A 19382-nucleotide genomic window follows, 5' to 3' on the forward strand; every position below is an offset into this window, starting at 1 on the left:
GAGGCTGGAGGCTGGAGGCTGGAGGCTGGACAGGGTTTGGGTTGGCGCTCACGCCTGTCAAGCCTTTTCGGTGGCTGTGCCGGAAAATGGCGCGCCTGCACCCGTTCGACGTCCGACACGGCGCCTCTCGTCCAGCCTTCCAGCCTTCCAGCCTTCCAGCCTTCCAGCCCAAAGCATCGCCCCGAGGGCGGGCCTCCCACAACAAGCGGCTGCGCCCGCTCCCGACAGGCTTGCGGCATTCACCACATCCCCGTGGGAGGCGCGCCCTCGCGGCGATGCAGGCCCAGGCCTGCCCGAAACGACAGGATTCCTTGCCACTCCTGGAGTGAAAGCCACGACCTCCAACAGCCTGCTAGAATGCCGGCATCCCTGTAGAGGTGACCATGCCCAGCCGCCTGACCCCCGAGGACCAGAAGCGCGTCGACCTGTACCTGAGTGCCCCGCAGCACCAGGTGGAGCGCCGTCCTTTCCGCCCCCTGTTGCTACTGCTGCTGGTCGTAGCCGTGGTGATCGGTCTCGGCCTGCTGAGCCGCCTCCTGAGTCGCCTGGTGCTCTGAGCGATGCTCGCACCGGCGCCTGCCGCGAATCCGCAATCCCTATGAGACCATTCCATGCAACATCGTATCGTTGTCGTCGGCGGCGGCGCCGGCGGGCTGGAGCTCGCCACTCGCCTGGGTAGAACGCTGGGCAAGCGTGGCCGGGCGAAGATCACCCTGGTCGACGCCAACCTGACCCACATCTGGAAGCCCCTGCTGCACGAAGTGGCCGCCGGCTCGCTGAACAGCTCCGAGGACGAGCTGAACTATGTCGCCCAGGCCAAGTGGAACCATTTCGAGTTCCAGCTCGGCCGCATGAGCGGGCTGGATCGCGCGGGCAAGCGCGTCTTCCTGGCGCCGACGCACGACGAGTACGGCATCGAGATGGTCCCCGAGCGCGAACTGGGGTACGACACCCTGGTGATCGCGGTCGGCAGCACCACCAACGACTTCGGCACCAAGGGCGCGGCCGAGCACTGCATCTTCCTCGACACCCGCCAGCAGGCCGAGCGCTTCCATCGCAAGCTGCTCAGCCACTACATGCACGCGCATGCCAATGGCAGCGACGGCCAGCCCGGCACCATCGACATGGCCATCGTCGGCGCCGGCGCCACCGGCGTGGAGCTGGCCGCCGAGCTGCTGCACGCGGCGCGCGAACTGGCCGCCTACGGGTTGAATCAAATCCAGCCGGAAAACGTCCACATCACCCTGATCGAGGCCGGGCCGCGGGTGCTGCCCGGCCTGCCCGAGCGCATCGGCGCACCGGTGGCGCAGACCCTCGCCAAGCTGGGCGTCACCGTGCTCACCGATGCCGCGGTCAGCGAAGTCACCGAGCAGGGCCTGCATACCAAGTCCGGGCAGTTCGTGCCGGCCAGCCTGAAGGTCTGGGCCGCCGGCATCCGCGCGCCCGGCTTCCTCGCCGAACTCGACGGCCTGGAAAGCAACCGGATCAACCAGCTGGTGGTGCGCCCGACCCTGCAGACCACCCGGGACGACGACATCTTCGCCTTCGGCGACTGCGCCGCCTGCCCGCAGCCGGACAGCGAGCGCAACGTGCCGCCACGGGCGCAGGCCGCGCACCAGCAGGCCTCGCTGCTGGCCAAGTCGCTGCGCCTGCGGCTGGAAGGCAAGGCGCTGCCGACCTATCGGTACCGGGACTACGGCTCGCTCATCTCGCTGTCGAGCTTCTCGGCGGTGGGCAACCTGATGGGCAACCTGACCGGCAACGTCATGCTCGAGGGCTGGCTGGCGCGGATGTTCTACATATCCCTGTACCGCATGCACCAGATTGCCCTCTACGGCATTGTGCGCACCAGCCTGATGATGCTCGGCGACCGCATCGCCAAGGGCACGGTGCCGCGCCTGAAGCTGCACTGACCCACCGACGAAGGGAAAGGCATGGCGCAGCCTGTAATCTCGACGCAGGAGCTACTTTGCCTGCGACCTGGCGGGCGTCGTTCGCGGCCAAGGCCGCTCCCATGAAGCCCGTGCTCGGGACCTTGGCGTCCATGTCGCCACCGTCATGCGGGCCTCGAGTGTCTGGAGGACGAGCCGCCGATCCGGAATCGCACGGAAGCGGCCGATACGCTTGACACTGAAATCTGCATCCGTAAAATGGCGCGCCTCTGACGCGGGATTGCATGCAAGCCCGAGCAGAGTTGGAAGTACCGAACGTTCCGCGATAGCTCAGTCGGTAGAGCAAATGACTGTTAATCATTGGGTCCCTGGTTCGAGTCCAGGTCGCGGAGCCAACTTCCAGCCGGGGTATAGCGCAGTCCGGTAGCGCGCCTGCTTTGGGAGCAGGATGTCGGGAGTTCGAATCTCTCTACCCCGACCAGTTTCTTCCCGGGTCGTTAGCTCAGTCGGTAGAGCAGTTGGCTTTTAACCAATTGGTCGTAGGTTCGAATCCTACACGACCCACCATCTCCCCCGAAGATTCGCCGACGAGCTCTCAGGCTCTCTGCCCGCGCATGCTTCCTGCATGTCGCCCCTCCTCCGTATTAAAACGTCAGCCCGACACTCGAATCGCTCTGCGTCGTGAAGCCCTGTGCCTGTCTCCCCCCCGTGGCGATGACATCGACGTACGCGCGGCGCACCGCTGCCATGACGCAAAAGCCCCCGACCGGTAACCGGCCAGGGGCCTGGAGCAAGGCAACGGATAACGCAGCGACTCAGGCGAAGACGAACTCGTCGCCCTCCACGCGGACCTCGACCTTCGCCCCCGGCGCGAAGCTGCCGGAGAGGATCTGCTGCGCCAATGGGTTCTCGATCCAGCGCTGGATCGCCCGCTTGAGCGGCCGCGCGCCGTAGACCGGGTCATAGCCGACCGCCACCAGCTTGTCCATCGCCTCGTCCGACAGTTCCAGCGACAATTCGCGCTCGGCCAGACGCTGGCGCAGCCGGCCGAGCTGGATCGCGGCGATACCGGCGATCTGGTCCTTGCCCAGTGGCTCGAACACCACCACTTCGTCGATCCGGTTGATGAATTCCGGGCGGAAGTGGTTGCCGACCGCATCCATCACCGCCGCGCGCTGCGCCTCGCGGTCGCCGGCCAGCTCCTGGATCTGCGCCGAGCCGAGGTTCGAGGTCATCACCACCACGGCGTTGCGGAAGTCCACGGTACGCCCGTGGCTGTCGGTCAGCCGGCCGTCCTCGAGCACCTGCAGGAGGATGTTGAAGACGTCCGGATGGGCCTTCTCCACCTCGTCGAGCAGGATCACCGAGTAGGGCTTGCGGCGCACCGCTTCGGTCAGGTACCCGCCCTCCTCGTAGCCAACGTAGCCCGGCGGCGCGCCGATGAGGCGGGCGACCGAGTGCTTTTCCATGAACTCGGACATGTCGATGCGCACCATCGCCTCTTCGGTGTCGAAGAGGAATTCGGCCAGCGCCTTGCACAGCTCGGTCTTGCCCACCCCGGTCGGGCCGAGGAACAGGAAGGAGCCGCTCGGCCGGTTCGGGTCGGCCAGGCCCGCGCGCGAGCGGCGCACCGCGTTGGCCACCGCCACTACCGCCTCGTGCTGGCCGATCACCCGCTTGTGCAGCTCGTCCTCCATGCGCAGCAGCTTGTCGCGCTCGCCCTCGAGCATCTTCGCCACCGGGATGCCGGTCCACTTGGAGACCACCTCGGCGATTTCCTCGTCGGTCACCTTGTTGCGCAGCAGCTGGTTCTCCGGTTTGCCGTGCTGGTCGACCATCTGCAGGCTGCGCTCCAGGTCCGGGATCACGCCGTACTGCAGCTCGGCCATGCGGTTGAGGTCGCCCTTGCGCCGCGCGGCCTCGAGCTCGGTCTTGGCCTGCTCGATCTTCTGCTGCAGCTGGGCCGAACCCTGCACCTCGGCCTTCTCGGATTTCCAGATGTCCTCGAGGTCGGCATATTCCTTCTGGAGCTTGGCGATGTCTTCCTCGAGCTTGGCCAGGCGCTTCTTCGCCGCCTCGTCCTCCTCCTTCTTCAGCGCCTCGCGCTCGACCTTCAGCTGGATCAGCCGGCGGTCGAGGCGGTCCAGCGCCTCGGGCTTGGAGTCGATCTCCATGCGGATGCGGCTGGCCGCCTCGTCGATCAGGTCGATGGCCTTGTCCGGCAGTTGGCGGTCGGTGATGTAGCGGTGGCTGAGCTTGGCGGCGGCGATGATGGCGCCGTCGGTGATGGTCACCTTGTGGTGCACCTCGTAGCGTTCCTTCAGCCCGCGCAGGATGGCGATGGTGTCCTCCTCGCTCGGCTCGTCCACCAGCACCTTCTGGAAGCGCCGCTCCAGCGCCGCGTCCTTCTCGATGTACTGGCGGTATTCGTCCAGCGTGGTGGCGCCGACGCAGTGCAGCTCGCCGCGCGCCAGCGCCGGTTTGAGCATGTTGCCGGCGTCCATGGCGCCCTCGGCCTTGCCGGCGCCGACCATGGTGTGCAGTTCGTCGATGAACAGGATCACCCGCCCTTCCTGCTTGGACAGCTCGTTGAGCACCGCCTTGAGTCGCTCCTCGAACTCGCCGCGGAACTTGGCACCGGCGATCAGCGCGCCCATGTCCAGGGCCAGCAGGCGCTTGTCCTTCAGCCCGTCGGGCACCTCGCCGTTGATGATGCGCTGGGCCAGGCCCTCGACGATGGCGGTCTTGCCCACGCCCGGCTCGCCGATCAGCACCGGGTTGTTCTTGGTGCGCCGCTGCAGCACCTGGATGGTCCGGCGGATCTCGTCGTCACGGCCGATCACCGGGTCGAGCTTGCCGTCCTCGGCCCGCTTGGTCATGTCGACGGTGTACTTGTCCAGCGCCTGGCGCGATTCCTCGGCATTGGGGTCGTTCACCGCCTCGCCGCCGCGCAGGTTGGCCACCGCGTTCTCCAGCGCCTTGCGGCTGACCCCCTGGGACAGCAGCAGCTTGCCAAGCCGGGTGTTTTCGTCCATGGCGGCGAGCAGCACCAGCTCGCTGGAGATGAACTGGTCGCCCTTCTGCTGCGCCAGCCGGTCGGCCTGGTTGAGCAGGCGCGCCAGGTCCTGCGACAGGTTCACGTCGCCGGTCGGGTTCTGGATCTTCGGCAGTTGGTCGAGCGCCTCCGACAGCGACTTGCGCAGGGCGTTGACGTCGAAGCCGACCTGCATCAGCAGCGGGCGGATGGAGCCGCCCTGCTGCTCGAGCAGCGCCTGCATGAGGTGCAGCGGCTCGATGGCCGGATGGTCGAGGCCCACCGCGATGGACTGGGCGTCGGAGAGCGCAAGCTGGAGCTTGCTGGTCAAACGATCGATACGCATTGGAAAACCTACCTACTGGTTGAAGCAGGCCGGCGCGGTGGATTGCGCCTCGAATCGAAGCCTGCGAGATGCAGCTTAGATAGGGATGATTGTGCGAGATTCAAGCAGGACCGGCTTGACGGCGGTCAATCGGCAGGCACCGTCCGCTCAGGCTGCAGCCATACCAGCGAAGCGAAACGGCCGGTGGTCGACTGCTGGCGGTAGGAATAGAAGCGCGGGTCGCCGAGGGTGCATTCGCCGCCGCCGAACACCGCCCGCACGCCCCGGACGGCGAGGCGCACGCGGGCCAGCGCGTAGAGATCGGCCATCAGCCGCCCGGGGTTTAGGCTCGGACCGAAGGTGGCCTCCGCCTCCGGCCGGCCGGCGACGAAGGCCTCGCGCACTTCCGGCCCAACCTCGAATGCCGCCGGACCGATGGCCGGCCCCAGCCAGACCAGCACCTCCTCGGGCGGCCGCGCCAGGGCGTCCAGGGTGCGCTCCAGCACGCCGCCGGCGAGCCCGCGCCAGCCGGCATGGGCGGCGGCGACACGCGTGCCGGCGCGATCGCAGAACAGCACCGGCAGGCAGTCGGCGGTGAGCACGGCGCAGGCGACCCCCGGCTTCTCGCTCCAGCTGGCATCGGCCACCATGCAGCGCCCGGCATCGGCCTGCACCGCCTCGGTGCCGTGCACCTGCGACAGCCAGGCCGGCCGGCAGCCAAGCCAGGCCGACAGACGCGCGCGATTGGCGGCCACCGCGGCCGGGTCATCGCCGACGTGGTCACCGAGGTTGAAGCTGTCGAACGGCGCCCGGCTGACACCGCCGGCGCGGGTGGTGACGCAGGCGCGCACCGTCGCCGGAGCCGGCCAGTCGGGCACGAGCCAGTCCGCCGGCCAGCCGCTCACCCGATGAAGGCCTCGCGGTCCTGACGCAGCAGCGTCAGCAGCCAGACCAGGTCGTCGGGCAGCGCCGACTCCCATTTCATGCGCTGACCGGTGGCCGGATGGTCCAGCTCGAGAAAGCGCGCGTGCAGGGCCTGCCGCGGGAACTCGCGCAGCTCCTGGACGAGCGTCGGGCTGGCCGCCGGCGGGATGCGGAAGCGCCCGCCGTAGACCGGGTCGCCCACCAGCGGGTAGCCGACGTGCGCCATGTGCACGCGAATCTGGTGGGTCCGCCCGGTTTCCAGCTTGACCCGCACGTGGGTGTGCGAGCGAAAGCGCTCGAGCACCCGGTAATGACTGATCGCCGGCTTGCCGCCCTCGGTCACCGCCATGCGCTGGCGCTGCTGGCCGTGCCGGCCGATGGGCGCGTCGACGGTGGCGCCGGAGGTGATCACGCCGAGCACGATGGCTTCGTAGATGCGGCTGACGCTGCGCTGCTGCAGCTGCTCGACCAGCCGGGTCTGCGCCTGCAGGGTCTTGGCCACCACCATCAGGCCGGTAGTGTCCTTGTCCAGCCGGTGCACGATGCCGGCACGCGGCACGTTCACCAGTTCCGGCACATGGTGCAGCAGGGCGTTGAGCAGCGTCCCGTCGGCGTGCCCGGCGGCCGGGTGCACGACCAGCCCGGCCGGCTTGTCCAGCACCAGGATGTGCTCGTCCTCGTAGACCACCTCCAGCGCGATGTCCTGCGCCTGCCATTCGCCCTGGGCCTGCTGCTCGGCCTCCAGTTCGAGCACGGCCCCGGCATGGACGATGTCGCGCGGGCGCAGCACGGCGCCGTCGACGGTGAGCCGGCCATCCTTGATCCAGCCGGCCAGGCGGGAACGGGAATGCTCGGAAAACAGCTGGGCGGCGATCTGATCCAGGCGCTGGCCACCGAGATCGAAGGGCACCTCGGCGCGCATCTGGATGGCCTGTGGGGAGTTTGCGGACATGGCGGGCTGCGGGCGGGAGAGCCTTTTGGTTCGGCTCTGAGCTTGTGTTTAAATACGGCGTCTTTGTCCCGGCGCACCGGGGCGCCCATCATAACAGGACGGCTATGCGCGAGACAGCCAGCCGTCACAGGGACGCAAGCCGCCATGCAAGTGAAACACCTGCTGCTGATCGCCATCCTCGCCCTCACCGCTGCCTGTTCCTCGAACGAGCCGGTGGACGAGAACCTGGGCGAGGTCGAACTCTACCAGCAGGCACAGGCCGATCTGGACAACAAGGGCTACACCAATGCCATCGCCAAGCTCAAGGCGCTGGAGTCGCGCTATCCGTTCGGCCGCTTCGCCGAGCAGGCGCAGCTGGAGCTGATCTACGCCTACTACCGCAACGTCGAGCCGGAAGCCGCGCGCGCCGCCGCCGACCGCTTCATCCGCCTGCACCCGCAGCATCCGAACGTCGACTACGCCTACTACCTCAAGGGGCTCGCCTCCTTCGACCAGGACCGTGGTCTGGTGGCGCGCTTCCTGCCGCTGGACATGACCAAGCGTGACCCCGGCGCGGCGCGCGACTCCTTCAACGAGTTCGCCCAGCTGACCACGCGCTTCCCGAACAGCCGCTACGCCCCCGACGCCAAGGCGCGCATGGTGTACCTGCGCAATCTGCTGGCGGCCAACGAGATCCACGTGGCCCACTACTACCTGAGCCGCGACGCCTTCGTCGCCGCCGCCAACCGTGGCCGCTACGTGGTGGAGAACTTCCAGGGCACCCCCTCGGTGGGCGACGGCCTGGCGGTGATGACCGAGGCCTACCAGCGCATGGGGCTGACGGACCTATCGCAGACCACCCTGCAGACGCTGAAGCTGAACTACCCGGACCATCCCAGCCTGAGCGACGGCGAGTTCGTCCCGCGCGAGCGCGAGGCGGACAGCCGTTCCTGGCTCGCCCGCGCCACGCTGGGCATGATCGAGACCGAGGTGCCGGCGCCGGATCGCAGCCAGGCCAACGAGGACGTCTACCGCCAGTACCAGCGGGCCCAGCAGGAGCTGCCGAGGGAAATCGACGCCGGAACCGCGCCGAACGCCGGGAACGGCGAACGCCAGGGGCGCTCCTGGTGGAGCCGCCTGACCTTCGGCCTGTTCGACTGAGCAGCGGCCCTTCAGGAAGAACCGAAAATGGGCCTGTTCCGCCTGCTGATCCTGATCGCACTGGTCTTCGCCGCCGTATGGCTGTGGCGGCGCCTCACGCGCAAGCCGCGGCCCGCCAGCCGCTCGGCGGCGCCGGCGATGGTGCGTTGCGCCCAGTGCGGCGTGCACATTCCCAAGGACCGCGCCCTGCATGGAAACGACCGCTGGTACTGCAGCCAGGCACACCTCGAACAGGACCGTTCGCACGGTGGACGCTGACGCGGCGGTCCTCGGCGGCCAGCAGGGCCGCCGGATCCTGCGCCTGTATCACTTCTACCGCCTGACCATCGGCCTGGCGCTGGTGCTGCTGATCTCCAGCGACCTGCACAGCGACCTGCTGGAAATGGCCAATCCGGCCCTGTTCCGCAACGTCGCCTGGCTGTACCTGATCGTCAACATCATCGTCGCGGTGCTGATCCAGCGCCCTCAGCATCCCCTGCAGGTGTCCGCGCTGGCGATCACCGACGTGCTGCTGCTGTCGGCGCTGTTCTACCTCGGCGGCGGCACGCCGAGCGGGATCGGCAACCTGCTGATCGTCGCGGTGGCGATCGCCAACATCCTGCTGCGCGGCCGGATCGGCCTGCTGATCGCCGCCATGGCCGCGATCGGCCTGATCTACCTGACCTTCTACCTCAGCCTCGACCGGCCCGCCGCCAGCAGCCAGTTCGTCCAGGCCGGCGCCCTGGGAACGCTGTGCTTCCTCGCCGCGCTCTTCGTCCAGAGCCTGTCCCGCCGCCTGCAGGCCAGCGAGAGCCTGGCACGGCAGCGCGCCGAGGACGTCGCCAACCTGGAGGCGCTCAATGCCCTGATCCTGCAGCGCATGCGCACCGGAATCCTGGTGCTCGACCCGCAGCAGCGGGTGCTGCTGGCCAACCGTGGCGCACTGTCGCTGCTGGGCCAGGACGCGCTGGTCGGCGCGAAACTCGACGCGCAATGCCCGGAACTGTCCAGGCGCCTGGCGCTCTGGCGCAGCAACCCGACCCTGCGCCCGCAGAACCTGCGCGCGGTCTCCGGCGGACCGACGGTACAGCCGAGCTTCGCCACCCTGCAGCACGGCGAGCAGCGCGACACCCTGGTGTTCCTCGAGGACGTCTCGCAGATCACCCAGCAGGCCCAGCAGCTCAAGCTCGCCTCGCTCGGGCGCCTCACCGCCGGCATCGCCCACGAAATCCGCAACCCGCTGGGCGCCATCAGCCACGCGGCGCAGCTGCTGCAGGAGTCCGAAGCGCTGGACGGCCCGGACCGGCGCCTGACGCAGATCATCCAGGACCACTCGCGGCGGATGAACCTGATCATCGAGAACGTCCTGCAGCTGTCGCGCCGCCGCCAGGCCGAGCCGCAACTGCTCGATCTCAAGTACTGGGTGCACCGCTTCGCCGGCGAATTCCGTTCGGGGCTCAAGGCCAACCAGTCGCTGCACGTCCAGGTCGACGGCAGCTCACTGCAGACCCGCATGGATCCGAACCAGCTGATCCAGGTGCTCACCAACCTGGTGCAGAACGGCCTGCGCTACAGCGGTCAGCAACACCCGCAGGCGCAGGTCTGGCTGTGGCTGTACCGCGACAGGCAGAGCGACCTGCCGGTGCTCGAGGTGCTCGACGACGGGCCCGGCGTGCCGGCCGAGCAGGTGCCGAACGTGTTCGAGCCCTTCTTCACCACGGAAAACAAGGGTACCGGCCTCGGCCTGTACATTTCCCGGGAGCTCTGCGAAAGCAACCAGGCACGCCTGGACTACCGCCCGCGCGACGCCGGAGGCAGCTGCTTCCGCATCGTCTTCGCGCACCCGCGCAAGCTCGGCTGACGAACGACCGGGAGCCGGTCACAGCATGGCAAACGGAAACGCCACCGGCGCCACTCACGGGAGTACCATAGGCCCCGCTCAACATCCCCCTGCGACCCAATCATGACCGCCCGCCAGAAAGCGCTCATCATCGACGACGAACCGGACATCCGCGAACTGCTGGAGATCACCCTCGGGCGCATGAAGCTCGACACCCGCAGCGCGCGCAACGTCAAGGAAGCACGCGAGTGGCTGGCGCGCGAGCCCTACGATCTCTGCCTGACGGACATGCGCCTGCCCGACGGCACCGGGCTCGAGCTGGTCCAGTACATCCAGCAGAACCACCCGCAGATGCCGGTGGCCATGATCACCGCCTACGGCAGCATGGAAACGGCCATCACCGCGCTGAAGGCCGGCGCGTTCGACTACCTGACCAAGCCGGTCGACCTCGGCCGCCTGCGCGAGCTGGTCAACTCCGCCCTGCGCCTGCGCAGCCCGGCCGGCGAAGAGGTGCCGGTGGACAACCGCCTGCTCGGCCAGTCGCCACCGATGAAGGCGCTGCGCCGGCAGATCGCCAAGCTCGCGCGCAGCCAGGCACCGGTGTACATCAGCGGCGAGTCGGGCAGCGGCAAGGAACTGGTGGCGCGGCTGATCCACGAACAGGGTTCGCGCGGCGAACGCCCCTTCGTGCCGGTGAACTGCGGCGCCATCCCCTCGGAGCTGATGGAAAGCGAGTTCTTCGGCCACAAGAAAGGCAGCTTCACCGGCGCCATCGAGGACAAGCAGGGCCTGTTCCAGGCCGCCCACGGCGGCACCCTGTTCCTTGACGAGGTGGCCGACCTGCCGCTGCCGATGCAGGTCAAGCTGCTGCGCGCGATCCAGGAAAAGGCCGTGCGTGCCGTCGGCGGCCAGCAGGAACTCATGGTCGACGTGCGCATCCTCTCGGCCACGCACAAGGACCTGGCCGCGGAGGTCGCCGCCGGGCGCTTCCGCCAGGACCTCTACTACCGCCTCAACGTCATCGAGCTGCGCGTCCCGCCGCTGCGCGAGCGCCGCGAGGACATCGCCGAGCTGGCGACCGTCATGCTCAGGCGTCTGGCCCAGGAATGCGAGGCGCCGCCGGCGACGCTGCATCCGGAAGCGCTGGAGAAGCTCAAGAGCTATCGCTTCCCGGGCAACGTGCGCGAGCTGGAGAACATGCTCGAACGCGCCTACACCCTCTGCGAAGCGGACGAGATCCGCCCGGCCGACCTGCGCCTGGCCGAGGCCACCGGCGCCTCCGACGGCGCCGGTGCCAGCCTGGCGCAGATCGACAACCTCGAGGACCACCTGGAGGAAATCGAACGCGCGCTGATCATGCAGGCCCTGGAGGAAACCCGCTGGAACCGCACCGCCGCCGCCCAGCGCCTGGGACTGACCTTCCGCTCGATGCGCTATCGGTTGAAGAAGTTGGGGTTGGACTGAATGGAAGGCTGGAAGGCTGGAAGGCTGGAAGGCTGGAAGGCTGGAAGGCTGGAAGGCTGGAAGGCTGGAAGGCTGGAAGATGATGGCCCAGCGGCGGGGACGTCAAGGTCTTCGTAGGAGCCAGCTTGCTGGCGAATCGCCGTGATTACCGCTCTCGCCATTCGCGAGCAAGCTCGCTCCTACCACGGGACCGCTCGAGGCCGGAGAACGACCGCGTCTTTCGTCCAGCCTTCCAGCCTTCCAGCCTCCAGCGCTTTTAGCGTCTTACCGCTCCTAACCCTGCGACAACAAATTACGCAGATCGATGATCGCCGCGTTGGCGCGCGAGATGTAGTTGGCCATCACCAGCGAGTGGTTGGCGAGCATGCCGTAGCCGCTGCCGTTGAGCACCATGGGGCTCCACAGCGGTTCCTGCGCGGCTTCCAGTTCGCGGATGATCTGGCGCACGCTGATGGCCGCATTCTTCTTCGCCAGCACGTCGGCGAAGTCCACCTCGATCGCCCGCAGCAGGTGCGAGAGCGCCCAGGCCTGGCCGCGGGCCTCGTAGAACACGTTGTCGATCTGCAGCCAGGGCGTCTCCACCACTTCTTCCTTGACCGGCGGGATCACCCCGGGCTGCGCCGGGGCTTCCTCGGACACGCCCTCGATATCCAGGCGCACGCGCCCGACGCTGGCCGACAGCCGCTGGGACAGCGAGCCGAGCCGGGTGGCGACGTCGCCCAGCCAGTTGTTCAGGTTGTCGGCACGGGTGTAGAAAAGCGCCTTGGGCGCCGGGTCGCTCAGGCGCGCCAGGTAGCGATCGAGCGCGAGGATGCCCTGCCGGTACTCGGACTCGGTTGCCGGCAGCGCCCAGCTGCGATTGTCGAAATGGAACAGCGGCTCGCCGCGTGCCAGGTCCGGGTCCTCGGTGGACTGCGACTGGGAGCGGGCGAAATCCTTGCGCAGCGCGCGGGTCAGGTCGCGCACCTGCACCAGTACGCCGTATTCCCAGCTGGGCATGTTGTCCAGCCACAGCCCGGGCGGCGCGATGTCGTTGGTCAGGTAGCCGCCCGGCTTGTCCAGCAGCGTCTCGGCGACCTGCTTGAGGGTCTCGACCGTGGTGTAGCCATTGACCAGTTGCCGCCCGGAGGCCTCGGCGGCTTCGCGGGCGGTGCGCTGGACAGCGAAGCGATCCGGCTCGCGGCTCCAGTACCAGCCGAGCACGATGGTCGCCAGCAGGTAGACCACGACCACCGCCGCGACGACCTGCAGCAGGCGCCAACGGCCCATGGTCGGCCCGTCGAGCGCCGGGTCCGCCGTGCCGCCGCCGAGCCGACCGCCACGATTCTTCCAGTCGAGCATGTGCTGCCCCTCATTCGTCTGACCTAGTTTCCGACCGCCGACCCGTGTCCGGGTTGCGGCATGCGTCGCGCATCATAACCCAGGGTGGCGATATCCTCTGCGGCATTCACGGGCCGAGCGCGTGTGTCGGCGAGGCCGATGCATCGTGCTAGCATTCAGCCAGCACGCGCCATTTCGAGGCGTCAGGAAGACGCGATGTCGGAACAAGAAAATCTCAAGCAGCACTTCGCCCAGCGCGTGATCCACCACGCGCGCGAGGTGCTGGAAGTCTGGCAGCGGCTGCAGCGCAGCGAATGGGACCCCACCGGGATGACCGCGCTGGCCGATGCCAACGCCCGTCTGCGCCGATCCTCGGAACGCTTCGAACAGACCGAGCACTGCCTGCTCGCCGGAGAGATCGACGGCTGCCTGGCCGATATCCGCGACAACCGCGGGCGCCTGTCCAGCGACAGCATCCTCGCGCTCAACCAGGTCATGCACCGCCTCGGGCGCACCGGCCTGCGCCACGGCGACCCGCTGGACCAGATCTTCATGCCGCCGCTGCGCAAGCCGGTCTACCTGGCGCTGCACGACGGCGAGCGGGCCGAGCGGCTGGCCCAGCAGCTGGAATTCTTCGGCGTGGTCGCCCGCGTGCTCACCGACACCCGAGGCTTCCTCGAGGCCATGCAGGAGCGGCACCCGGCGGCGATCCTCATGGAAGTGGACTTCGACGGCCCCGCGCAGGGCCTGCGCCTGACCGAGCGAATCCAGCAGGGCCTGGAGCAGAAGCTGCCGATCCTGTTCTTCAGCCGCGACGAGACCGATACCCCGACGCGCCTGGCCGCGGTGCGCACCGGCGGGCTGGAATTCTTCACCGGCGCGCTGGACGCCTCCACGGTGCTGGAGAAGATCGAGCACCTGACCCGCAGCGCCCACGCCGAGCCCTACCGGGTGCTGATCGTCGACGATTCTCGGGCCCAGGCCACGCACACCGAGCGCGTGCTCAACAGTGCGGGCATCGTCACCCGCACGCTCACCGAGCCGTTCGAGGCCATGCCGGCGCTTTCGGAATTCCAGCCGGACCTCATCATCCTCGACATGTACATGCCGGACTGCCTGGGCACCGAGCTGGCGAAGGTCATCCGCCAGCACGAGCGCTATGTCAGCGTGCCGATCATCTACCTGTCGGCCGAGGACGACATCGACAAGCAGATCGACGCCATGAGCGAGGGCGGCGACGACTTCCTCACCAAGCCGATCAAGACCCGCCACCTGATCGCCACCGTGCGCACCCGCGCCGCTCGCGCGCGCAACCTCAAGGCACGGATCGTGCGCGACAGCCTCACCGGGCTGTACAACCACACCCACACCCTGCAGCTGCTCGAGGACGCCAGTTTCCGCGCGCGCCGGGAGCAGCGCCCGCTGAGCTTCGCCATGCTCGACATCGACCACTTCAAGCGGGTCAACGACGAGTTCGGCCACCCGATGGGCGACCGGGTGATCAAGAGTCTCGCCCTGTTCCTCAAGCAGCGCCTGCGCAAGACCGACCAGATCGGCCGCTACGGCGGCGAGGAATTCGCCGTGGTGCTGCCGGACACCGATGCCCGCTCCGCCGCCCAGGTGCTCGACAAGATCCGCGGGCGTTTCGCCGAGATCGCCTACCCGGCGCAGCCGCACGACCTGGCCTGCACCTTCAGCTGCGGCATCGCCGAGCTGGTCCCGGGCGCCAGCATCAAGACACTGACCCAGCAGGCCGACGAAGCCCTCTACCGCGCCAAGCGCGGCGGACGCAACCGCGTGGAGCTGTTCGAAGGCTGACGTCCGAGCGGTGCTGACCTGCCAGCCGCGGCTGGAGAGATCGCCCCGAGGGCGGGCCTCCCACAGGGAGCCTGCCTGCGGCGTGCCCCCTTATCCCAGTTGACACCTGTGGGAGGCGCGCCCTCGCGGCGACAATTGGCGTAACCCCGGCAGCACGCCGACTGCTCATCCCGAGGGCGGACCTCCCGACGGCTCAAGCACGCGCCGTCCAGCCGAGCGGCCGGGCGCTGTCACGGTTTTGACATCAAAACGCCATATCGTCTGAGCTCACTCGCCGTAGGAGCTCTCAGCATGCGCCTGAAGACCGTGACCACGCTCAACACCCTGCTGCTGTTCGGCATCTGCGCAGCGCTGGGGGCGACGCTGTGGTGGTCGGAGCACGCCCTGTCGCGGCCCTACCGGCTGATGGGCGACTTCCTCGGTCTGTCGCAACAGTTCCACAATCGTCTCGCCGTGAACGTGCAGGCCTACCTGTCCACCGGCGATGCGCTGCGCCATCGCGAAGCGGTCCAGACCCTGGAAGAGCTCGACGGCGGTGTGCAGGCACTCGACCCCGCGCTGGCCGAGCGCCTGCGCCCAGCGCTTTCGGCGCTGCATGCCTTCGCCACCGGCGAGCTGCTGGCCGCGGGCAAGCTGGCCGGCGACCCGCAGGCGCTGCTGCTGCAGGCCGAGCGCGAGATCGCCGGCGCCCTCGATCGCTTCGAGCACTACGCCACCGAGGCAGGAACCGCGGGCAATGCCTACGACCGCCCGCTGTTCGAGGCCTCCCGCCAGCTGCAGCGGCTCGGCCACGCGCGCGGCCGCCTGGTCGCCAGCGGCCGGGCGGCGATGGCGGCGGACGTCGAACAGGCACTCGCCGCACTGGCCGAGGCCGCGCGTCGCCTCGAGGCCCTGCCCCTGCTCGGCGTGAAGGACAAGAGCGGCTCGGCTTCCGACGACTTCGCCGCGCTCATGGGGCTGGCGCAGGACAGTTCGGACGACGCCAGCGAAGACCAGGCCGTCGCCCTGCGCCGCGAGCTGGCCGGGCTGATCAAGCGCTACCCCACCGAACTGGCGCGCACCCTGGAACTCATCCGCCAGCGCGCCGAACTCGCGCAGGCGAGCACTCAGCGCGTGCAGGACCTGCAGGCGGCGCTGAGCGAGCTGGAACCGGTGGTCCGCGCCGAGCACGGGCGCATCCAGGGCGAGGTGCGCATGATGCAGGGCGGCATCATCGGCCTGATCCTGCTGGTGGCGCTGGTGATCGACCGTCTGCAGCGCACCCTCACCCGCAGCCTGACCGAGCTGATGCCGGCGCTGTCGACCTGGGCCGGCGGCGACTTCCGTCAGCCCATCGCGATCGCCGCGCGCATGCCCGAACTGCAGGCCATCGCCGGCTCGCTGAACCGCCTGCGCGACTACCTCACCGAGCTCACCGGCGCCCTGGCCGAACACGCCGGCAGCGTCGCCGCCAGCAGTCGTTCGCTCGCCTCGGTCAGCGGCGAACTGGAACAGGGAGCGCAGCGGCAGGCCCGGGACACCACGCGGATCCGCGACTCGCTCGGCGAACTGGAGGCGACCATCGAACAGGTCGCCACCAGCGCCGGGCAGACCGCCGACGCCGGACGCGAGGCCAATGCCGCGGTCACCGCCGGGCAACAGGTGATCGCCCACAGCCTCGGCGGGCTGCATGCCCTGGTGAACGACGTGCAGAGCAACGCCCGGGCGATCGAGCGGCTGGCGGCAGAGACCGATACCATCGGTTCGGTGCTGACGGTGATCCGCTCGATCGCCGAACAGACCAACCTGCTGGCGCTCAACGCCGCCATCGAGGCGGCCCGCGCCGGCAACCACGGCCGTGGCTTCGCGGTGGTCGCCGACGAGGTGCGCACGCTGGCCCGGCGCTCGAGCGAAGCGACCGACGAGATCAACGGGGTGATCGCACGACTGCAGCAGGCGGCGCGGGATTCGGTGCAGATGATGCAGGCACAGGTCGGCCAGGCGCAGACCACCGCCGGCCAGGCCGAAGCGGCCGACGGCGCGCTGAAGACCATCGTCGAGGCGATCGCCACCGTCGACCAGCGGGCGGCGCAGATCGCCGATGCCACCGCTCAGCAGCACCACGCCGTGGGCGAGATCCGCCGGCGTGGCGAGCGCATCCACCAGCTCGCCGAGACCAATCTGGCGCAGATCGCCGAGGCGCGCGCGCAGGGCGAACGGTTGCTGGAACTGGGCGAACGCCTCGGCGGCGCCACCGGGGCGTTCAAGCTCTAGGGTCTAGCCGGCCGAACCAGCCGAACTCAGCGTGGCGCGACCGGACGGCGGTTCTTCGAGCCCTTGCCGGCGCCCTTGCCGCCGGCCGACTGGCGCCGCGCCTCGGCAGCGGCCTTGGCCTGCTCGCGCTTTTCCCAGCCCTTGCCGTCGTGGCTGCGCGGCGGCAGGCCGGTGTGCTGGGTCAGCAGCGGCTTGCCGGCCTTCTTGCTGCCGGCCGGCGTGGAGTTCTTGCGCCGCGCACTCTGGTATTCGTTCGCCTGCGGCTGGTAGGTCGGGATCAGCTGGTGCCTGCCGTTGCCGATCAGGTCGGCACGGCCCATGTCCTTCAGCGCCTCGCGCAGAAGCGGCCAGTTCTTCGGATCGTGGTAGCGCAGGAAGGCCTTGTGCAGGCGGCGCTGCTGCTCGCTCTTGACGATGTTCACCCCGTCGCTCTTGTAGGTGATCTTGCGCAGCGGGTTCTTGCCCGAGTGGTACATGGCCGTGGCGGTGGCCATCGGCGATGGATAGAAGGCCTGCACCTGGTCGGCGCGGAAACCGTTGCGCTTGAGCCACAGGGCGAGGTTCATCATGTCCTCGTCGGTGGTGCCCGGGTGCGCCGCGATGAAGTACGGAATCAGGTACTGCTCCTTGCCCGCCTCCTTCGAGAACTTCTCGAACATCTGTTTGAAGCGGTCGTAGCTGCCGATGCCCGGCTTCATCATCTTCGACAGCGGGCCCTCCTCGGTATGCTCCGGGGCGATTTTCAGGTAGCCGCCGACGTGGTGGGTGACCAGTTCGCGGACGTACTCCGGCGACTCGACTGCCAGGTCGTAGCGCAGCCCGGAGGCGATGAGGATCTTCTTCACCCCCGGCAGTTCACGCGCCGAGCGATACAGCTGAATGAGCGCCGAGTGGTCGGTATTCAGGTTGTCACAGATGCCCGGGTAGACGCACGACGGCTTGCGGCAGTGCTTCTCGATCTCCTGGTCCTTGCAGGCGATGCGGTACATGTTGGCGGTCGGCCCGCCGAGATCGGAGATGACCCCGGTGAAGCCCGGCACCTTGTCGCGGATCTCCTCGATCTCGCGGATGATCGAGTCCTGCGAACGGTTCTGGATGATCCTTCCTTCGTGCTCGGTGATCGAGCAGAAGGTGCAGCCGCCGAAACAGCCGCGCATGATGTTCACCGAGAAGCGGATCATCTCGTAGGCCGGAATCTTCGCGTCGCCGTAGGCCGGGTGCGGCACCCGCGCGAACGGTTGGCCGAAGACGTAATCCATCTCCTCGGTGCTCATCGGGATCGGTGGCGGGTTCAGCCAGATGTCCAGCTCGCCGTGCATCTGCACCAGCGCGCGGGCGTTGCCCGGGTTGGTCTCCAGGTGCAGCACACGGTTGGCGTGGGCGTAGAGCACCGGATCGTTGCGCACCTTCTCGAACGACGGCAGGCGGATCACCGTGCGCTCGCGGGTGAGCCTCGGGCTCGGCAGCAACTGCACGACCCTGGCCGCGTTCGGGTCCTCGTCCGGCCCCTTGGCCTGCTCGATGGCGCAGGCGTCCATGTCCTGGGTGTTGACGTAGGGGTTGATGATCTTGTCGACCTTGCCGGGCCGGTCGATCCGCGTCGAATCGATTTCGAACCAGCCCTCGGGCGTGTCGTGGCGGACGAAGGCGGTGCCGCGGATGTCGGTGATCGCGGCGACCGGCTCGCCGGCGGCCAGGCGCTGGGCGATCTCCACCACCGCGCGCTCGGCGTTGCCGTAGAGCAGGATGTCGGCGGTGGCGTCCATCAGGATCGAGCGACGCACCTTGTCCTGCCAGTAGTCGTAGTGCGCGATGCGGCGCAGCGACGCCTCGATGCCGCCGAGCACCACCGGCACGTGGCTGTAGGCCTCCTTGCAGCGCTGGCTGTAGACCAGGCTGGCGCGATCCGGCCGCTTGCCGGCCACGCCACCGGGCGTGTAGGCGTCGTCGGAGCGGCTTTTGCGGTCCGCGGTGTAGCGGTTGATCATCGAGTCCATGTTGCCGGCGGCGACGCCGAAGAACAGGTTCGGCTCGCCGAGCCGCATGAAGTCGTCCTTCGAGCGCCAGTCCGGCTGCGCGATGATGCCCACGCGAAAGCCCTGGGCCTCGAGCAGCCGGCCGATGATCGCCATGCCGAACGAAGGATGATCGACGTAGGCATCGCCGGTGACGATGATGATGTCGCACGAATCCCAGCCGAGCGCCTCCATCTCCTCCCGGCTCATCGGCAGGAAGGGTGCCGGGCCGAAGCATTCGGCCCAGTACTTCGGATAGTCGAACAACGGCTTCACGGCTTGCATGGCGAGACCCGATGGCTGTCTTGTGAAAGGGCGCGGAGAATAGCACAAAAAATGAGCAATTAACCCACCGGAAAGCTCAACCACTTGGCCGGTTCGACAAAGGGCTGGCTGGAGGCTGGAGGCTGGAGGCTGGAGGCTGGA

At 68.2% G+C, this 19382-nt stretch carries 13 protein-coding genes and 3 tRNA genes; 11 read left to right on the forward strand and 5 right to left on the reverse strand.

All coding sequences use genetic code 11. The annotated features are described in order from the left end of the window. Positions 1–383: 383 nt before the first annotated feature. The 5 genes from H610_RS23515 to H610_RS0107800 all read left to right on the forward strand — a co-directional run bounded on the left by H610_RS23515 (position 384) and on the right by H610_RS0107800 (position 2459). The gene (locus tag H610_RS23515) at positions 384–557 is read left to right on the forward strand and encodes a DUF3094 family protein (RefSeq protein ID WP_043238009.1); all 174 of its coding nucleotides are present in this window, start codon (positions 384–386) and stop codon (positions 555–557) included. 54 nt (positions 558–611) lie between these two features. After that, entirely contained in the window at positions 612–1913 is a 1302-nt protein-coding gene (locus H610_RS0107785; RefSeq protein ID WP_028239143.1) for an NAD(P)/FAD-dependent oxidoreductase, read from the forward strand. Between the two features lie 298 nt (positions 1914–2211). Further along, positions 2212–2287: transfer RNA gene (locus H610_RS0107790), tRNA-Asn, on the forward strand. Between the two features lie 9 nt (positions 2288–2296). Next, positions 2297–2373: transfer RNA gene (locus tag H610_RS0107795), tRNA-Pro, on the forward strand. A 10-nt stretch (positions 2374–2383) separates the two neighbouring features. Beyond that, positions 2384–2459: transfer RNA gene (locus H610_RS0107800), tRNA-Lys, on the forward strand. A 248-nt stretch (positions 2460–2707) separates the two neighbouring features. Here H610_RS0107800 and clpB read toward each other — a convergent pair. The 3 genes from clpB to rluD all read right to left on the reverse strand — a co-directional run bounded on the left by clpB (position 2708) and on the right by rluD (position 7127). Then, complete coding sequence (clpB, locus tag H610_RS0107805; protein ID WP_028239144.1) at positions 2708–5272, reverse strand: ATP-dependent chaperone ClpB; 2565 nt, start codon at positions 5270–5272, stop codon at positions 2708–2710. Between the two features lie 125 nt (positions 5273–5397). Then, entirely contained in the window at positions 5398–6156 is a 759-nt protein-coding gene (gene pgeF / locus H610_RS0107810; protein WP_028239145.1) for a peptidoglycan editing factor PgeF, read from the reverse strand. After that, a complete protein-coding gene (rluD, locus tag H610_RS0107815; protein WP_028239146.1) occupies positions 6153–7127 on the reverse strand; it encodes a 23S rRNA pseudouridine(1911/1915/1917) synthase RluD in 975 nt (324 codons plus the stop codon). The genes pgeF and rluD overlap by 4 nt, the downstream gene beginning before the upstream one ends. Before the next feature lie 144 nt (positions 7128–7271). Here rluD and H610_RS0107820 point away from each other — a divergent pair, with 144 nt between their 5' ends. From H610_RS0107820 to H610_RS0107835, 4 genes are all read left to right on the forward strand, one after another. Next, positions 7272–8267: an outer membrane protein assembly factor BamD gene (locus tag H610_RS0107820; RefSeq protein WP_028239147.1), complete on the forward strand. Its 996-nt coding sequence runs from the start codon at positions 7272–7274 to the stop codon at positions 8265–8267. 27 nt (positions 8268–8294) lie between these two features. Then, positions 8295–8525: a PP0621 family protein gene (locus H610_RS0107825; protein ID WP_028239148.1), complete on the forward strand. Its 231-nt coding sequence runs from the start codon at positions 8295–8297 to the stop codon at positions 8523–8525. Beyond that, positions 8515–10107, forward strand: coding sequence for a sensor histidine kinase (locus H610_RS0107830; RefSeq protein WP_028239149.1), 1593 nt, complete (start codon positions 8515–8517; stop codon positions 10105–10107). Before H610_RS0107825 ends, H610_RS0107830 begins: the two co-directional genes overlap by 11 nt. Before the next feature lie 102 nt (positions 10108–10209). After that, complete coding sequence (locus H610_RS0107835) at positions 10210–11550, forward strand: sigma-54-dependent transcriptional regulator (protein WP_028239150.1); 1341 nt, start codon at positions 10210–10212, stop codon at positions 11548–11550. 273 nt (positions 11551–11823) lie between these two features. Here H610_RS0107835 and H610_RS0107840 read toward each other — a convergent pair whose 3' ends face one another. After that, positions 11824–12891 carry a DUF2333 family protein gene (locus H610_RS0107840; RefSeq protein ID WP_028239151.1) on the reverse strand — a complete coding sequence of 356 codons (1068 nt, stop codon included), beginning with the start codon at positions 12889–12891 and terminating at the stop codon, positions 11824–11826. Between the two features lie 195 nt (positions 12892–13086). On the opposite strand from H610_RS0107840, the gene H610_RS0107845 reads away from it, so the two are divergent. Continuing rightward, positions 13087–14688, forward strand: coding sequence for a GGDEF domain-containing protein (locus H610_RS0107845; RefSeq protein ID WP_028239152.1), 1602 nt, complete (start codon positions 13087–13089; stop codon positions 14686–14688). A 291-nt stretch (positions 14689–14979) separates the two neighbouring features. Further along, positions 14980–16941 (forward strand): methyl-accepting chemotaxis protein, encoded by a 1962-nt coding sequence (locus H610_RS0107850; RefSeq protein ID WP_028239153.1) that lies wholly within the window; start codon positions 14980–14982, stop codon positions 16939–16941. 26 nt (positions 16942–16967) lie between these two features. On the opposite strand, the gene H610_RS0107855 is transcribed toward H610_RS0107850, so the two are convergent. Beyond that, positions 16968–19241 (reverse strand): YgiQ family radical SAM protein, encoded by a 2274-nt coding sequence (locus H610_RS0107855; protein ID WP_028239154.1) that lies wholly within the window; start codon positions 19239–19241, stop codon positions 16968–16970. Positions 19242–19382: the final 141 nt, after the last annotated feature.

The organism is Stutzerimonas azotifigens DSM 17556 (assembly GCF_000425625.1).
GTDB classification, from domain to species: Bacteria; Pseudomonadota; Gammaproteobacteria; order Pseudomonadales; family Pseudomonadaceae; genus Stutzerimonas; species Stutzerimonas azotifigens.